This is a genomic window from Nocardia sp. NPDC049526 (assembly GCF_044465765.1).
Lineage (GTDB): Bacteria > Actinomycetota > Actinomycetes > Mycobacteriales > Mycobacteriaceae > Nocardia.
Genome location: NZ_JBITMA010000001.1, coordinates 880,064 through 896,401, shown reverse-complemented (window position 1 = coordinate 896,401; position 16,338 = coordinate 880,064). Strand labels below are relative to the sequence as shown.

At 66.5% G+C, this 16,338-nt stretch carries 13 protein-coding genes; 8 read left to right on the top strand and 5 right to left on the bottom strand.

Translation table 11 applies throughout. The annotated features are described in order from the left end of the window. Positions 1 to 46: 46 nt before the first annotated feature. The 6 genes from ACIBW7_RS03925 to ACIBW7_RS03900 all read left to right on the top strand — a co-directional run bounded on the left by ACIBW7_RS03925 (position 47) and on the right by ACIBW7_RS03900 (position 6,051). Positions 47 to 1,765, top strand: a complete 1,719-nt coding sequence (locus ACIBW7_RS03925) for an FAD-dependent oxidoreductase (RefSeq protein WP_397043766.1) — start codon at positions 47 to 49, stop codon at positions 1,763 to 1,765. Positions 1,766 to 1,831: 66 nt separating this feature from the next. Continuing rightward, complete coding sequence (locus ACIBW7_RS03920; RefSeq protein WP_397043764.1) at positions 1,832 to 2,473, top strand: pyridoxamine 5'-phosphate oxidase family protein; 642 nt, start codon at positions 1,832 to 1,834, stop codon at positions 2,471 to 2,473. Positions 2,474 to 2,544: 71 nt separating this feature from the next. Further along, positions 2,545 to 3,780 carry a MurT ligase domain-containing protein gene (locus tag ACIBW7_RS03915; RefSeq protein ID WP_397043762.1) on the top strand — a complete coding sequence of 412 codons (1,236 nt, stop codon included), beginning with the start codon at positions 2,545 to 2,547 and terminating at the stop codon, positions 3,778 to 3,780. Between the two features lie 23 nt (positions 3,781 to 3,803). Further along, positions 3,804 to 4,541, top strand: coding sequence for a type 1 glutamine amidotransferase (locus ACIBW7_RS03910; RefSeq protein ID WP_397044197.1), 738 nt, complete (start codon positions 3,804 to 3,806; stop codon positions 4,539 to 4,541). A gap of 159 nt (positions 4,542 to 4,700) precedes the next feature. Then, entirely contained in the window at positions 4,701 to 5,579 is an 879-nt protein-coding gene (locus ACIBW7_RS03905; RefSeq protein WP_397043760.1) for a DUF2637 domain-containing protein, read from the top strand. 46 nt (positions 5,580 to 5,625) lie between these two features. Beyond that, the gene (locus ACIBW7_RS03900; protein ID WP_397043758.1) at positions 5,626 to 6,051 is read left to right on the top strand and encodes a hypothetical protein; all 426 of its coding nucleotides are present in this window, start codon (positions 5,626 to 5,628) and stop codon (positions 6,049 to 6,051) included. A gap of 1 nt (position 6,052) precedes the next feature. Here the strand turns inward: ACIBW7_RS03900 and ACIBW7_RS03895 are convergent, their stop codons facing one another. From ACIBW7_RS03895 to ACIBW7_RS03880, 4 genes are all read right to left on the bottom strand, one after another. Further along, a complete protein-coding gene (locus ACIBW7_RS03895) occupies positions 6,053 to 7,183 on the bottom strand; it encodes a putative zinc-binding metallopeptidase (protein ID WP_397043756.1) in 1,131 nt (376 codons plus the stop codon). A 4-nt stretch (positions 7,184 to 7,187) separates the two neighbouring features. Further along, positions 7,188 to 8,102, bottom strand: a complete 915-nt coding sequence (locus ACIBW7_RS03890) for a transglutaminase N-terminal domain-containing protein (RefSeq protein ID WP_397043754.1) — start codon at positions 8,100 to 8,102, stop codon at positions 7,188 to 7,190. After that, on the bottom strand, positions 8,099 to 10,873 hold the full coding sequence (locus ACIBW7_RS03885; protein ID WP_397044195.1) for a circularly permuted type 2 ATP-grasp protein: 2,775 nt from the start codon (positions 10,871 to 10,873) through the stop codon (positions 8,099 to 8,101). Before ACIBW7_RS03885 ends, ACIBW7_RS03890 begins: the two co-directional genes overlap by 4 nt. Positions 10,874 to 11,098: 225 nt before the next feature. Then, positions 11,099 to 14,725, bottom strand: coding sequence for a DUF2126 domain-containing protein (locus tag ACIBW7_RS03880; RefSeq protein ID WP_397043753.1), 3,627 nt, complete (start codon positions 14,723 to 14,725; stop codon positions 11,099 to 11,101). A gap of 244 nt (positions 14,726 to 14,969) precedes the next feature. Here ACIBW7_RS03880 and ACIBW7_RS03875 point away from each other — a divergent pair, with 244 nt between their 5' ends. Continuing rightward, positions 14,970 to 15,173: a hypothetical protein gene (locus tag ACIBW7_RS03875; RefSeq protein WP_397043751.1), complete on the top strand. Its 204-nt coding sequence runs from the start codon at positions 14,970 to 14,972 to the stop codon at positions 15,171 to 15,173. An 11-nt stretch (positions 15,174 to 15,184) separates the two neighbouring features. On the opposite strand, the gene ACIBW7_RS03870 is transcribed toward ACIBW7_RS03875, so the two are convergent. Next, a complete protein-coding gene (locus ACIBW7_RS03870) occupies positions 15,185 to 15,802 on the bottom strand; it encodes a hypothetical protein (protein WP_397044193.1) in 618 nt (205 codons plus the stop codon). Between the two features lie 200 nt (positions 15,803 to 16,002). Here ACIBW7_RS03870 and ACIBW7_RS03865 point away from each other — a divergent pair, with 200 nt between their 5' ends. Continuing rightward, entirely contained in the window at positions 16,003 to 16,335 is a 333-nt protein-coding gene (locus ACIBW7_RS03865) for a YbaB/EbfC family nucleoid-associated protein (RefSeq protein ID WP_397043749.1), read from the top strand. Positions 16,336 to 16,338: the final 3 nt, after the last annotated feature.

Here is a 16,338-nt window from a genome sequence, read left to right as displayed (position 1 = left end):
ACAGTGGACCGTTTCGCGGAGAACGATGCTTCGCGGCACGGTTGCGATGGGGGTAGCAACGGCGGGGGCGCTGACGGCCGGTGGGCTGAGACCGGCGCCTGCCGCGGGTAGTCCCGGCGGCGGGCGGGTCGCGGTGCTCGGCGGTGGGGTCGCGGGATTGACCGCGGCACATGAATTGGCCGAGCGCGGGTTCCAGGTCACCGTATTCGAGAGACGTGCGCTCGGGGGCAAGGCGCGTAGTATTCCGGTGCCGGACAGCGGGTCGGGCGGACGGCCGGATCTACCCGGTGAGCACGGCTTCCGCTTCTTTCCCGGCTTCTATCAACACATTCCGGATACCATGCGGCGAATTCCGTTCGCGGGCAATCCGAATGGCGTTTGGGGGAATCTGATCGGCGTGCCCGAGGCACGTTTCGCCCGCCGCGGCGGCGATGATTTCCGACTTCCCCTGGGTCCCAAGGCCCGCACGAATTTCACTCCGGACGCGTTCCGCGAAACGATGGGCGCGGCAATCGCGACGGCCCTGAAAATGCCCGCCGATGAAGGCGCCTACTTCGCCGATCGCCTGCTGGTATTCAACTCCAGCTGCGATGCCCGGCGGTTAGGGCAGTGGGAGCACACCTCGTGGCGCGATTTCGTCGGCGGCCACCAGCGCTCCCACGAATTCCGCGCCCTGCTCTCGCGCACGCTGACCAGCATCATGGTCGCCGCGAAGGAGGATGTGGCCAGCGTCCGCACCATCGGCACCATGGGCGAACAGTTCCTGGGCAACCCTTTCGAAATCGGCAACGACGGCGCGTTGGACCGGGTGCTGAACGGGCCGACCAATTCGGTGTGGATCGATCCATGGGTGCAGCGACTGCGCGACCTCGGCGTGCAATTCGCGCTCGGGGCCGAGGTGCGCGGACTCGAGGTGCGCGATCGGCGGATCGCCTCGGCCCGCATCGTCGATGAAAACGGCGCACAGCGCAGCATCGACGCCGACTATTTCGTGGTTGCGCTGTCCGCCGAACAGGCCCGCGCGCTCTGGTCGCCCGACGTACTCGAGGTGCGCCCAGAACTGGCCGCGATGGATCGCCTCTTCGTCGACTGGATGAACGGAATCCAGTTCTATCTGCGCAGGCCGATGGATATTTCACACGGTCACACCGCCTATATCGATGCCCCGTGGTCGCTGACCTCGATCACCCAGAATCAGCTGTGGACGCGCAAACTCACCGAATTCGGCGACGGCACGGTCCAGGACTGCCTTTCGGTCGATATCTCCGATTGGAACTCCCCCGGCATGCTCTACGGCAAGCCCGCCAAGGAGTGCACGCACGAGGAGATCGCGCGCGAAGTATGGGCGCAGCTGCGGGCGCATCTGAACGACCGCGACGACCTGTTGCGCGATGCCGATCTGCATTCCTGGTTCCTCGATCCGGGCATCAGCTGGCAGGACTCCCAGCGGCGCAATGTCAATGCGGATCCGCTGCTGATCAATACCGCCGGGTCATGGGAATGCCGGCCGGAGGCCCACGGAGCGCTCGAAAATCTGTTCCTGGCAGGCGATTACGTGCGCACCAATGTTGATCTGGCAACCATGGAGGGCGCCAACGAATCCGCGCGCGACGCGGTCAATGCCATTCTCGACGTTTCGGGTTCGAATGCCGAACGCTGCCGCAAGTTCACGCTCTACCGGGCCACCGAACTGGAACCGCTGCGCCGCATCGATGCCGACCGCTACGCCGCGGGCCAGCCCAACCTGTTCGACGCGCGACTGTGATCGATCTCCCCTCGCGGGAACATAATTCGATCGCCCGCGACGCCGTGCCGGTGCTTTGATCGAACTATGGGCGAGATCACCGACATCAATGAGATCACCGACCCGGCCGAACTGCGGCAGTTGCTCGGGGAGGTCATGCCGCGAGCCGCGACGAAGGAGCGCGTCGCACTGCATCCCCGCGACCGCGACTGGATCGCGGCAACCCCGTTCATTGCCCTGAGTACCAGCGATGCCGAGGGCAATTGCGACACCTCCCCGAAGGGCGATCCGGCCGGTTTCGTGAAGGTGCTCGACGACACCACCATCGCCATTCCGGAACGGCCGGGGAATCGCAGGGCCGACGGCTACCTGAATATTCTCAGCAATCCGCACGTCGGGCTGCTGTTCATGATTCCGGGCCGCCGCGAAACGCTGCGCATCAACGGCCGGGCGCGCCTGGTTCGCGACGCACCGTATTTCGACGACATGATGGTCAAGGGCCATCGGCCGATCCTGGCGATCGAGGTCGATATCGAGCAGATCTTCTTCCACTGCGCCAAGGCGTTCATCCGCAGTCACCTGTGGGAACCGGAGCAGTGGCCGGTCGACAATCTGCCCAGTCCCGCCCGGCTCGTCAAAGAGGTCCAAACCAATGTAACGGAGTCGGTGGAGGAGCTGGAGCGCTACTACTCGCCGGAAAATTACAACGCCAAGCTGTACCGGGAGTGAGTACGGTCACTGCGGCCGAGCGGGTGGGCCGCAGCGAATGCGCCGCCGAGCAGAACACATAGACTCGCGGCGTGGCAGACATAACGGTGCGCGGTCGACTCGCGCTGCGGGCGGCGGCGGCAGCGTCGTGGGCCTCGCAGAAGGCGGGCCGCGGCAAGGGGTCGATGATCGGTGGGCTGATCGCCCTGCAGATCGATAAGACGATCATGGATCAGCTGGGCCGCGGGCGGCGCACCGTGCTGGTGACCGGCACCAATGGCAAGTCGACCACCACCAGAATGACCACCGCCGCACTGAGCACCCTCGGCAAGGTCGCCACGCAGGCCGACGGCGCGAATATGGACGCGGGCATCGTGGCCGCGCTGAGTGCGCACCGCGGGACGCCGCTGGCCGCGATCGAGGTGGATGAACTGCATCTGCCGCACGTCACCGATTCGCTGAATCCGTCCGTGGTCGTCCTGCTGAACCTCAGCCGCGATCAGTTGGATCGGGTCGGCGAGATCAACATGATCGAGCGCAAGCTGCGCGCCGGACTGGCGCGGCATCCGCAGACCGTGGTGATCGCCAACTGCGACGATGTGTTGGTGACCTCCATTGCCTACGACCATCCGAACGTGGTGTGGGTCGCGGCGGGCAGCGGTTGGTCGATGGATGCGACGAGTTGTCCGCGCAGCGGTGAGCCGATCGTCTGGGAGGGTGCGCATTGGCGCAGCACCGGCACGGATTTCGAACGGCCCGAACCGAATTGGTGGCTGGACGGCGATGAGCTGGTCGGACCCGACGGTGTCCGGCTGCCGCTGAAATTGGCGCTGCCCGGACGGGCCAATAAGGGCAATGCCGCGCAGGCGGTCGCCGCGGCGGTCGCCCTCGGTGCGGATCCGGCGGCGGCGGCGACCGCGGCGGGTACGGTGCGCGAGATCGCCGGTCGCTATCGGACGGTGCAGGTCGGCGAGCACGCCGCCCGGCTGCTGCTGGCGAAGAATCCGGCGGGCTGGCAGGAGGCGCTGTCGATGATCGAGCCCGATTCGGCCGGGCTGGTAATCGCGGTGAACGGGCAGGTGCCCGACGGCGAGGATCTGTCCTGGCTGTGGGATGTGCGATTCGAGCATTTCGAGGGCATCCAGGTGGTGGCCGCCGGTGAGCGCGCCACCGATCTCGCGGTGCGCTTGACCTATGCCGGAGTCCGGCACACCACGGTGCCGGATCCGTTGCACGCCATCGCATCCTGTCCGGCGGGACGGGTCGAGGTGCTGGCCAACTACACCGCGTTCCGCGATCTCAACCGCGATCTGGAGGAGCAGAACTGATGGCAGCATCGCGTAGCGATTCGATGAGGGGTGGTGGCCGGGTGACGGGCGGGCCCGAATCGACCGTACGAATCGGCCTGGTGCTACCCGATGTGATGGGCACCTACGGCGACGGCGGCAATGCGCTGGTGCTGCGGCAGCGACTGCGCATGCGCGGCCACGACGCCGAGATCGTCGAAATCACCCTGTCCGACCCGGTTCCCGAGTCGCTCGACATCTATACCCTCGGCGGAGCGGAGGATTCGGCACAGCGCCTGGCCACCCGGCATCTGCAGCGCTATCCCGGCCTGCAGCGGGCCGCCGCGAAAGGTGCTCCGGTACTTGCCATCTGCGCCGCCATCCAGGTGCTCGGCCACTGGTACGAGACGTCCACCGGCGAGCGCGTCGACGGCGTCGGCCTCATCGATGTCACCACCTCCCCGCAGACCAAGCGCGCCATCGGCGAGGTGACGACCACCCCGCTGCTCCCCGGCCTCACCGCCGCCCTCACCGGCTTCGAAAACCATCGCGGCGGAACCAAACTCGGTGGCGACGCCACCGGACTCGCGCACGTCACCCGCGGTGTGGGCAACGGTGTCGGCGACGGACTCGAGGGCGTGGTCCAGGGCTCGACCATCGGCACCTACATGCACGGCCCCGCCCTCGCCCGCAATCCGGAACTCGCCGACCTCCTGCTCGCGCGCGTCCTCGGCGTGGATGAACTGCCCCCACTGCACCTGCCCGAGGTGGACCAACTCCGCCGAGAACGCTTGCGCGCCTGAGCACTGATCCGCGCCGATCGCGGTGATCGGCGAGCGGGGGCAGCCACGCCGTCATCGGGCATGGCGGATTTGGGCGCGATGTCCGATATACGGACAACGCGCCGTGTTTTCGCCGGGAGCCTCGGCGGAATACGGAGTGATGCACGATACGCTCCCGCTATGGCGACGATCACAGCAACGGAATCGGAACTGCTAGAGGCACAGTCGGCATCGACAGATCGTCGGCCGTCCTTGGTCACCCGGCTACGGGCATGGCGGCCGCGCCCGCTACATGCTTCGGCAATCGTCACGGGCGTCGTCGCACTCACCTCATTCGAAATGTCGTTTGCCGCATTGCACGACCTGTCGGTGCGAAATCTGGTGGCTCCGGCGCTCGCCGCGAATGTGCCGATCGCCATCGACGGACTGGTCATCGGTTCGATCATCGCCACCGCCACCTTCAAGAGGCGAAGTTCGGCCTGGTGGTACGCCACGGCGCTGTTCGTCTTCTGGACGCTGGTGTCGGTGGCCGGAAATATCGAGTACGCGCGCGAAATCGGGGGTAGCCCCGTGTCTTTGTCGCTGTACGCCGGTATGCCGTTGACCATGCTGTTCGCGGTGCATCTCACCCTGATGCTGTTCGGGCGCGGGCGCATCGCCGAGCAGACCCCCGCAGCGCAGCAGACCCCCGCAGCGCAGCAGGCACCACCCGCGGCGCAGCAGGCACCCGCAGCGAAGGAGGTTCGCGTACCGGCAATGCCAGAGGACCGCACACCAGTAACGCCGGAAGACCGCGGCGAAGCGGCAGAGCAGGATTGGGATTTCGCGGCGCAGGACGATTGCGACGACGCGGCAGAGGAAGATTGGGATTCGGCACCGCAGGAAGAGCGTGTCGTGTCCCCGCGGGGCGTCACGATCCTGGAGAATACCGACCCGCTGCCTGTCGCTCCGAAAAAGCTGCCGGCCAGCGCACTGCCTCGGACAGCAGCCTCGCCGCGGATCACTCCGACATTCGCGACCAACGGCGCGGGCGGCAAAACAAAGATCAACCCCTTCTGACTCGAAACTGCTTCAGCCACAATCGGACACGTCGATGGAGTAAGCGATGGCTTTTACCGTTTGGCAAGACCAGGGCGTAGAACAATTCCGGGACGTCGCGGGGCGGCTCGCGTCGGTGATCCAGAGCGGCATCGATCGCTCGGGCGCGTTGAACCAATTCGCCGAATCGATCAGCAGCGGCGAAACATTCACCGACCTGATGATCGAATACTCGTCCCGGTGGTTCACCGAAACCGGCGGACGCTCGACCTTGATCGGACCGGAGCTGTTCTGGTTACTGTCGGAGCCCAGCCCGCGCCGGGTGTCGGGCGCCGGCCTGCGAGTCCAGGAATCGTACCTGGATACCGAGTTGACGGTCGGACAGCGGGCTCGGATTTTGCTGCTGATCTGCGTATACGAGGCGCTGGCGCAGAGCCAATGGGGACCGGAGGGCATCGTGGACCACGTGATCGCGACCAACGGGGTCGGCTAGGTCAGCGGGGCTCCGGCGTGGTGCACAGGTCGTGCACCAGGCGCATTTTTTCGAGCACCGGGTCGGGCAGGACGAAGGGATAGAGGTCGTCGTGGCCCATTGAGCGGTTGACCATGTTGAGTGACCAGGCCAGGGGAAGCCAGAGGTCGATAATGCGGTCGAAGCCGGCGCGGCCGACTTGGGGACGGTCGAGGGTCGCGCCGGCGGGGGCCAAGCCGAAGGCGGCGGCGGTGTCGAGAGCATCGCGGATGTGCAGATAGTGCGCGAAGGTTTCGGCCCAGTCCTCGGCGGCGTGCATGGTGGCGTAGGAGGAGACGTAGTCGGTTTCCCAGCCCGCGGGTGCGCCTTCGGAGTAGTGGCGGTCCAGCGCGGTTCGGTAATCGGCGTCCGGATCACCGAACAGGTTCCGGAAGCGTTGCGCGGCATCGTCATCGGCGACGAGCACCGAGAAGTAGTAGTGGCCGATTTCGTGGCGGAAATGGCCGAGCAGGGTGCGGTACGGCTCATCCATCTCGATGCGCAATTGTTCGCGATGCGGGTCGTTGGCCTCGGCCAGATCCACGGTGATCACACCGTTCTTGTGGCCGGTGACAACCCGGTCGGTAGCGCTGGAGAGCAGGTCGAAGGCCAGGCCGGCGTGCGGGTTCCGGTCGCGGCCGACGATCGGCAGGCCGAGTTCGACCAGTTCCATGATCAGTCGGCGCTTGGCGGCCTCGGCCTCGGCGAAGGCCTGCAGGCCCGCGGCGTCGAGATCGTTGGGACGGGTGCGGGTAAGGCGGCAGGATTCGCAAAGTCGCGGTCCCTCATTGCCATCCGCGGGCGACGCCGTGATCTGCCAGGCATCCTCCGACGTACCCGAGGGAGGCGGCACGATCGCGCTGACCGAGACCTCGGCACCGGGCACCGGCACCAACCAATTGCATTCCGCCACATGCAAGTTGTCGCAGAGCCGGAACCGGTCGCGATCGACGACGCCGTTCGACCGATCCACCGCCGCATCGCCCGGCGGATCGCCGATCACCACCAGCGCGCGATCGGCGAGACTGAAACCCAGTGGGCTGGAACAGGACAGGCACACCGAATTCTCGAAGGCCAACTGTTGTCCGCAGTTCGGACAGGTGAAATCGCGCATATCGCTACACCTCTACCGGCGCCACGTCGACGGATACGGTGATCGAGCTCTGCCTGGCGTCGGTGTAGATGATGCCACGCAGCGGGGGCACATCGGCGTAATCACGACCCCAGGCGACGGTCACGTACCGCTCGTCGGCGAATTGGTCGTTGGTGGGGTCGAAGCCGATCCAGTGACCGGTCCGGTCGTGTGCGGTATCGCCGGGAACCCATACCGCGGACCAGGCGTGGGTCGCGTCCGCGCCGACCATGCGTTCCCTACCCGGCGGCGGATCGGTTGCCAGATAACCGGATACATAGCGCGAGGCCAGTCCGTGTGAGCGCAGGCAGGCGGCGCCGATCCTGGCGAAGTCCTGGCAGACGCCCGCGCGTGCGGCGAAGACGTCGGCGACTTTGGTGGAGACCGTCGTCGAGCCGGATTTGTAGGTGAAGTCGTCGTGGATGCGGGTGTTGAGTTCGGTTACGGCTTCCAGCAGCGGTCTGCCGGGCGTCAAGGATTCGGCGGCGTATGCGGTGACCTCGGGGGTGATCTCGGGCGGATGCAGGTCGAGGGTGAATTCCACCGCCAGCGGGCCAGTGGCGGTGGACGGGCGGGCCTGCTCCCAAGGCCTGCCGGTGGCGCTCACCGCGGTTGCATCGGGTGTTTCGACCTCGACCACGGAATCCCCGGTGACCACGAGCTTCGTATGTTGCGCCGTCACATGGAAATACGACGTGGTGTTGCCGTACACGTCGGTGCCGATCGAGCGGTCCGATGGCGTCGGATCGATATGGATCTCGTGCGAAAGCAGGCGCTGTCCGGGGAACTCTCGCGGCGTCAGATAGGCGCGCCCATACGAGCTGGTGACCTCGTCGGAATACTTGTAGGTGGTGCGATGCTCGACCCGATAGCGCCGGGCGGTGGCGTTGCGCGCGATCATCCAACGACCCTCGTGCTACCCCACAGCGGCTGGATGCCGACCGGCAGCGCCAGTTTCGTGGTCTCGAAGGATTCGGAGATCTTGCGCAACCGCAAATGCACGCCCTCCAGCAACTCGGCCAGTTCGGTACGTCGGCCCTCGGCATCGGTGATATCCAGATCGGCCGGATCCACCCGGCGCAGCATGCGCTGGGCATCGGCCAGCAGTCGTTGCGGACGTGAGGATCCCGACGCGCCCGGCAACGCCTGGAAGTCGGCGTCGAGCTGGTCGAGCTGATAGGCCAGCGAGCGCGGATTCCCGGCATCGAAAAGCAGCAGCCCGGCCACCGCCGATACCCGCACCGAATCCCGGTGCCGCCGACGGTAACTCACCGACGACTCGGTCGCCTTCAGCACCGTTTCGGTGACCACGCGCTCGGCTTCCGGCGGATAGACCGTCGTCAGCGCGGCCCCGAGCAATGCGGTCAACGACAGCCCCCGTTCGATGCGCTTGCCGATATCCATGACGTACCAACCGGTATCGCGCACCAGCGATTCGGCACCGATACCGGACAGCGAAAGCAGCGCAGCCAACGACAGCGAATGCACCGCCGACAACGCCGATTCCTGATCGTCACCGGTGAACCGATACTCCACCAGCGCCCGATCCACCGCGCCCAGAATCATCCAGGTATCCACCGACAACTGATCGCGCACCGCCCGCGCCGCCGACCCGTACCGATTGATCGCAAACGCCATCGACCCCGGCATATCCCGATCAACAGTCAACGCCACCAAATAGTCATGCCCCTCCCGCCCCACCCCGGGCACCACCGACCGCGCGGTAATCGCCGCGACCGGCTTCGAGGGGTCAACGGAGCCCGATGCCGCTCCCGTGGCACTTGCCCCTTGCCCGACCGATTGCGTTTGCGATCCGGGCGGTTCCGCTCCGGCCGGACCCGACGTCCCTGCTCCACGCGGACCGGGTCCTGCCGCCTGTGACTGCGTTTGTGACCGTGCAGCCGACGGGCGCGACTCCGCCCCGGTCGATCCCGGCTCGGCCACCTTCTCCACTACCCCGGGACCATGTACACCATCAGGCAGCACACTGAGCGGAGCCAGCGTGCCGGTGGTGCGGGCCAGTGCGGCCATGAGTGCGGGTAGTGCGTCGGCGCCTTCCAGCCAGGGGCGGTAGCGGTAGTCCTGGTAGCAGTTGTGTGTTGCGATCAACTGTCGCACAACGGCTTCCGCGCGTTCGCTGTAGCGGCCCATCCAGAACAGGTCGTTGAGTACGCGGGGGGAGCTGACCGGTTCGATTGTCGGGGCGCGGCGTTCGCGTTCCTCACGGGCGGGTTCGGTGCTGATGGCGGCGACGGCGGTCGGGGCCGCGCGGACCCAAATATCCTTGGCGGCAACCTTTATGACTACTCGCTCGGGTTGCAGGCGTTGGCGTAGCTGGCCGAGTCCGCCTTCCATCGCGGTATAGCCGCCGCGTCGGGCGAGCGAAAACAATCGCATACCGACCGGTGCCGAGGCGAGTCCACCGTAACCCTGCACCGCGGGCGCGACCGAGAACTGCGCGGGCTCCTGCCCGACCCACTGCCAGCCGCCGGCCTCGATCCGAGCGGCGAGTTCCGCACGTTCCGCATTCGACAGTTCCGGACCGAACAGCGTCGCACCGTCGACCGCCGAACAAATGATCAGCCGATCCAGATTCGCGATCAGATGCGACCGTTCGCTGTCATCGCCACCCCAGTACGTTGGTGCACTCTCGAGCACCAACTCCTCGCCGAGCAGCGCCCGCGAGATCCGCGGCAGGAATCCGGCCAGCGCCGGATTCTCCAGCAACCCGCTGCCGATCGTATTCACCACGGTCACCGCACCGCGCCGCAACACCTCCACCAGCCCGACCACCCCGAGCCGCGAATCCGGCCGCAGATCAAGCGGATCGGAGAATTCGGCGTCCACCCGGCGCAGCACCACATCGACCCGCTTCAACCTGCCGAGCGAGCGCATCCAGAGCGCACCGTCGCGCACCACCAGATCCGCGCTCTCCACCAGCGGAAAACCCAGCGTCGAGGCGAGATAGGCCTGGTCGAAAGCGGTTTCGGAATGCACACCGGGGCTGAGCACCACGACGACCGGATCATCGTCATCGGCCATCGGCGCGGACTCGATCAACATCAACCGCATGGCCCGCGCGAACGGCGTGAGCGGACGTGGATTGGAATGTTCGAAGGCCTCGGGAATCGCCGTCGACACCACCCGCCGATCCGCCAGCGCGTATCCGGCACCCGATGGCGCCTGCGCCCAGTCGGCGATCACGCGGAACTGTCCGTCGCTCCACCGGCTGAGATCGCAGGCGTGCAGGAACAACTGATGCCGCCCGGGAATCGTGATGCCGTGCGCGGCCCGCACATATCCGCGATTGCCGAACACCACCTCCGGCGGCAGCAGACCGGTGGTGATGGTGCGGCGCGCGCCGTAGACATCGGTGAGCACCTCGTCGAGCACCCGCGAGCGCTGCACCAGCCCGGCCTCCAACCGGGTCCAGTCGTCGGCGGAGACCAGCAGCGGAATCGGATCCAGCCGCCAGGCGGTCGGCATCGGCGGTTCGCCCACCGCGCCCGCCTCGGTGTAGTAGATGCCGTCGTCATCGATGAGTCTGCGCACCCGGCTGTCCAGCCGCCCGAGCCCGGTCGTGCCCAATTCCACGAAATCGGCGGACAGCTCCGACCACATGCGCCGCACACCACCCGCGGGATCGACCAGCTCGTCGTAATATCCGCCCATCGGCCGACCGCATTCGTCGTAGCCCGCGGTATCCGCGCCCTCGGCGCGATATCTGGCGAACTGTTCGGCGACCTGCTCGCGGACACTCAGCCGTCCGGCATTCAGCAGCGTCGTCTCGGATTCCCGAGCACCCGAGCCTCGCGCTTCGTCGCGCATAGTCACCGCGCCGACCTCGCTTCCCCTGCCAGACGTTGTCTGGAGCGCGGACATACGTCCGCCCCTCGCTTACCGATCGCTGACCAGTCCCCACACCGTGCGCGCCCGGCGCAGATCGAGGATGCCCGGCGCGCCGATGTCGATGGACTGTGCTGCCATCTTCGCACGTAGCTCCCCCGGATCGACCCGGGAAGTGGTGTGACCGCCCGCCTCGAACCGCCGGTTGCGGCGCGATTGCGCGGCCACCGCATTGACCGGTGGCTCCGCATAGGCCATGCCACCGGGATGTGCGACGTGATAGGTGCAGCCGCCGCGGGACAACCCGGTCTCGGCATCGATCAGATCGAATACGAGCGGCGCGTCGACGGTGATGGTCGGATGCAGCGAATTGGGCGGCTGCCACGCGCGATAGCGCACTCCGGCCACTTGCACATCGGCCTTGTCGGTGGCGAGCAGCGGCACCGGCATCCCATTGCAGGTCACCACGAAACGGTCGCGGTCCGCGCCGACCACCCGCACCTGCAGCCGCTCCACCGAGGAGTCGACATAGCGGGCGGTGCCGCTCGCCACGGTCTGCTCGCCGAGGGTATTCCACGGCTCGATCGCGCCGCGCAGCTCGATTTCGACATCGCCGAGCACCACGGTCCCGATGCGCGGGAAGCGGAATTCGGTGAACGGGTCGAGCCAGCTGGTGTCGAATTCGATGCCGTACGCCCGCAGGTCGGCGGCCACCTCGGCGATATCGGTCATCAGGAAATGCGGCAGCAGATAACGGCCGTGCAAATTCGCGCCGTGCCGAATCAGTTTGGCCCGCAACGGTTCCGCCCAGAACCGTGCGACCAGGCCGCGCACCAGCAGCGACTGCACCATGGCCATCTGGAAATGCGGCGGCATCTCGAAGCCGCGCAGCTCCACCAATCCCAGTCGGCCCCTTGCCGTTTCCGGACTGTAGAGCTTATCGATGCAGAATTCGGCGCGGTGGGTATTGCCGGTGAGGTCGGTGAGCAGATGACGCAGCGCCCGATCGATATGCCACGGCGCGTCCGAATCCCCGCTCAGCCGAGCGATTTCGGCGAAGGCGATCTCCAATTCGTACAGCGCGTCCTCGCGGCCCTCGTCCACCCGAGGCGCCTGTGAGGTCGGACCGACGAAACGACCGGCGAACAGATACGACAGCGCCGGATGCCGCTGCCAGTAGGTCAGCATCGACACCAGCAGATCCGGACGGCGCAGCAGCGGCGAGCGCGCGGGTGTCACGCCGCCGAGCGTGATGTGATTGCCGCCGCCGGTTCCGCTGTGCGTCCCGTCGACATCGAAGGATTCGGTGCCGAGCCGAGCCAGTCCGGCCTGCTCGTAGAGCGTCGAAAGCAGTTCCGCCTGTTCGCCGAAGGAGGCGGTCGGCTGCACATTCACCTCGATCACGCCGGGATCCGGTGTGACCGAGAGGGTGCGCAGCCCGGCATCGACGGGCGGGGCGTAACCCTCGAGCACCACCGGCTGATCCACCGCCACCGCGGCCGCCTCGACACGCTGGATCAGCTCGAGGAAGTCGTCGAGTTCTTCCAGCGGTGGCAGGAAAACGTGCAGTCTGCCATTGCGGACCTCGCCGACGAGTGCGGTGGTCGGCTCCCAATCCGGGTCCTCCACCACGGCGGATGGTTCGGTCCGTGGGAACCGTAGTGGTCTCATGAACAGCGGATCACTGTCCGGGCGCGGACGCGGCGGCTGCCACGAGACGGCATCCAGGGGCAACCGCAGACCGGCCGGAGAATCGCCCTCCGACAATACGATTCGCCCCTCCGGCTGATCGGCCGACTTACCGCGCCGCATCCGCCAGTCGGCACTCGCCCACCCGGCACCGTCCGCGCGGCGATACAGCGAAAGCAAATAGGCGGCGGGCGCGGTCACGGCCGCGTCGAGCCGCGCCAACAGTTCCTTGCGCGCTTGCGCCGAATCCAGTTCCAGATCATCGGCCGGCGCTACCGGATCCCCTTCCGGCGCACGGACACTGCCAGCCAGCCGGGCCAGTGGGTCCTCATAAGCCGGACGCACTTGGGTGTCCGGCAGACCGAGACTTGCAGCGACATGTGCGATCAGTGCCCAGGCCGACTCCGGATCGGCGAGCCTCGGCCGGCGGGTGCGCCGGACCGATGAGCCGTCAGGAGTCGCTGCGCCATTGCCGATCGACGCGGATCCGCCTGGAACATCCGAATGGGGCTGCGCCCCAGACGAACTCGCCACGCCATCGTTCGAATGATGCTCCAGCACCGCAAGTTTCCCGACACCTGGCCCGAATCCCACCGCTGCCCCCGGCACCGTCTCATCGGACGAGGTCGACTGCGGCCGCGCCATATCTCCCGAGTGCTCAGCCATCGGCTCCACACTGACGGATTCCCCCTCCGGCACCGAGGCAAGCGTCCTCGCTGGCGTCCACGGATCAGCAAGCAGATCCTGACGCGTCCAGACGGGTTCGCCATCGGCGCGCCACGCGAGCGCAATCTCCCAGCGCGGCAACGGTTCTCCTGGATACCATTTACCTTGCCGATACTGCACCAACCCGGTCGGCGCATAGATGCGACGCAACCGATCGGCGAGATCGACGGCGCGTTCGCGTTTGCGCGCCCCGTCCGCCTCGGTCGTCCATTCCGGGCTGGTCTGATCATCGATCGATACGAACGTCGGCTCGCCACCGATGGTCAGCCCGATATCCGCCATGCGCTCGTCGACCGCCGCACCCGCGGCGGTGATCCGCTCCCACTGGGATGCGGTGTACGGCAATGTGGTTCGCGGATCCTCATGGACCCGCCGCACGGTATTGGCGAAATCCATGGTCGTCTCGGTCCGGCCGGTCGCGCCGGTGATCGGCGCCGACGAGGTCGGATGCGGTGTCGCGGCCAGCGGTATATGCCCCTCGCCCGCGAATAGTCCGGAGGTCGGATCCAGTCCGACCCACCCCGCACCGGGCAGGAACACCTCGGTCCAGGCGTGCAGATCGGTGAAATCGGCGGGCGGGCCCGACGGCCCGTCGAGTGCGGGCACGTCCTGCGCCAACTGCACCAGATATCCGGAGACGAACCGCGCCGCCAGCCCGAATTCCCGCAGCATCGATACCAGCAACCACGCTGAATCGCGGCACGACCCGATCGCGCTGCGCAGGGTGTGGTCCGGCGATTGCACGCCGGGCTCCATCCGGATCGTGTACCCGACGTCATCGCGCAGCGCCTGATTGACCGCGACCAGGAAATCGATGGTGCGCGGCCGATCGGTCGGCATGTACGCACGCACCCATTCGCGAACCAGCGCACCCGGTCCCGAACCCGGCTCGGATTCATCGACCGGACGCAGATACGGATCCAGATCCGCCACCAACTCCGGGCTGTAGGCGAACGGAAAGTGCTCGGCGTAATCCTCGATGAAGAAGTCGAACGGATTGATCACCTCGAGATCGGCGATCAATCCGATGGTGATGGACAACTCCCGCGCCGGATTCGGAAAGACCAGCCGGGCAAGGAAATTCCCGAACGCGTCCTGCTGCCAGTTGCAGAAGTGATCGTCCGGGGTGACCCGCATCGAGTACGCCTCGATCTTGGTCCGCGAATGCGGCGCGGGCCGCAATCGCACCACATGGGGATGGACCTCCACCGACCGGTCGAAGGTGTAGGTGGTCCGGTGTTCGAGCGACACCTTGATGCCCATGCAGCAAGTTCATCACACCCCGGCCGGCTGTGTTCGAATTGCGGTGTTCCCGGGGCCTGCCCCTCGTGGTTAGGCAAGCTACCGCCTCCGGGCCCGTCGCTCACACCGCGAGGAGCAGCATGAACAGTCGGTTTCCGGACAGCCGTCGTCCCGATGCCGTCGCGCGACACGCGACCGATCTCCCACCGCCTGTCCGGGGCGAGTGCTATGACCGATTCACGAACCGATCTCGTCTGGAGGCCATATGCGCGCGCCGACGTGTCCGTCCTGCGAATCCGCCATCGACCACTGCCACGGCACCCTCATCGTGCACGCCGGCCGCACCGACGAATGCACCGATGCGGACTGCATCGATCTCGACCACGCACGGCACGCCTTCGTCGTCGACTGCGGTGACATTGCCGGGAGCTGCGCATGCGCGGCACCGGATGTCACCCGCACCGCCTGAGACCGACCGCCCTAGTAGGTCAGCGCGAACGTGAGCAGCAGGGTGGTCTGGAAGTAGCCCCGCCACCAGGAATAGCCGAACCACACATTGGGCGTGACCTCGCGGATCTCGTCGTAGACCTGCGGGGTCGGTGACGGAGCGTAGTTCAACGCCCAGGTCGGCCCGCCATCCGTGATCGCGGGTGCGGTGTAGACATCGGCCTGCCAGGCCTCGAGGCCTGCCGGGGTGACCCGGTTCACCAGAAAGCCGCCGTCCGGGCCGGTGTAGAAGTTCTTACCGATCCACAACGCCGGGGCCACCGCCTCCATAATGGGCGGCCTGGTCACCCAGCCGTTCGTGACTCCCCTCGGCACCTCGCCGCGCGGGGCAGCGCGGAAGATCGCGTCCTGCTGTTCGGCCGAGCAGCGCAACCGCAGCGAATCGATGGTCGCGGCCGGATTGTCGGGATAGAGGACGCATCCGCCGCCATAGTCCAGCGCCGCGTCGACGACCTCGGAGTCGACAACCTCAGGGTCGACAACCTCAGGGTCGACAACCTCAGGGTCGACTATGCCGGAGTCGGCGGCGGCGGGGCCGGCAGCCCCGAGGAACAGACTGGGAAATCCCAGTGTAAGCACCACGGTGCCCATGAAAAGAACTCGGTTTGCGCGCATTGCTGTCTCCAGAACTCACCACACCCGGACCCCGACCGTGCGACGATCGTATGACGCTGGCCTCGCTGACATCTGGTTCACAATCGAACTGTTATCTGGCGGCTCGGGGCTGCGGACACGGCTGTGGCCGCGCCCACTAGGCTGGACGACGATACTTTCCGCAGAGAGGACAAGCCGTGCAGCCCGGTGGTCAGTTCGATATGCAGCAATTACTCGCCCAGGCGCAGCAGATGCAGCAGGCGGTGATGCAGGCCCAGGCCGAGATCGCGGCGACCGAAGTGGAGGGGCAGGCCGGTGGCGGCCTGGTCCAGGTCACCATCAAGGCGACCGGTGAGGTCGTCACGTTGAGTATCGATCCGAAGATCGTCGACCCCGATGATGTCGAAGGGCTGCAGGATCTGGTGATCGGCGCGGTCAACGACGCCATGTCCAATGCGCAGCAGCTGGCTGCCGAGCGGCTCGGCCCGCTGGCCGGCGGCGGGTCGCTGCCGGGTCTGCCCGACTTCTGATCC

Excerpts from the sequence above, each read along its gene's own strand:
- ACIBW7_RS03875 (WP_397043751.1), top strand. The coding sequence starts at position 14,970 with ATGCGCGCGCCGACGTGTCCGTCCTGCGAATCCGCCATCGACCACTGC.
- ACIBW7_RS03925 (WP_397043766.1), top strand. The coding sequence starts at position 47 with ATGGGGGTAGCAACGGCGGGGGCGCTGACGGCCGGTGGGCTGAGACCG.
- ACIBW7_RS03870 (WP_397044193.1), bottom strand. The coding sequence starts at position 15,802 with ATGGGCACCGTGGTGCTTACACTGGGATTTCCCAGTCTGTTCCTCGGG.
- ACIBW7_RS03890 (WP_397043754.1), bottom strand. The coding sequence starts at position 8,102 with ATGATCGCGCGCAACGCCACCGCCCGGCGCTATCGGGTCGAGCATCGC.
- ACIBW7_RS03905 (WP_397043760.1), top strand. The coding sequence starts at position 4,701 with ATGGCGACGATCACAGCAACGGAATCGGAACTGCTAGAGGCACAGTCG.
- ACIBW7_RS03880 (WP_397043753.1), bottom strand. The coding sequence starts at position 14,725 with ATGGGCATCAAGGTGTCGCTCGAACACCGGACCACCTACACCTTCGAC.
- ACIBW7_RS03920 (WP_397043764.1), top strand. The coding sequence starts at position 1,832 with ATGGGCGAGATCACCGACATCAATGAGATCACCGACCCGGCCGAACTG.
- ACIBW7_RS03910 (WP_397044197.1), top strand. The coding sequence starts at position 3,804 with ATGAGGGGTGGTGGCCGGGTGACGGGCGGGCCCGAATCGACCGTACGA.
- ACIBW7_RS03900 (WP_397043758.1), top strand. The coding sequence starts at position 5,626 with ATGGCTTTTACCGTTTGGCAAGACCAGGGCGTAGAACAATTCCGGGAC.
- ACIBW7_RS03885 (WP_397044195.1), bottom strand. The coding sequence starts at position 10,873 with ATGGGCGGATATTACGACGAGCTGGTCGATCCCGCGGGTGGTGTGCGG.
- ACIBW7_RS03895 (WP_397043756.1), bottom strand. The coding sequence starts at position 7,183 with ATGCGCGATTTCACCTGTCCGAACTGCGGACAACAGTTGGCCTTCGAG.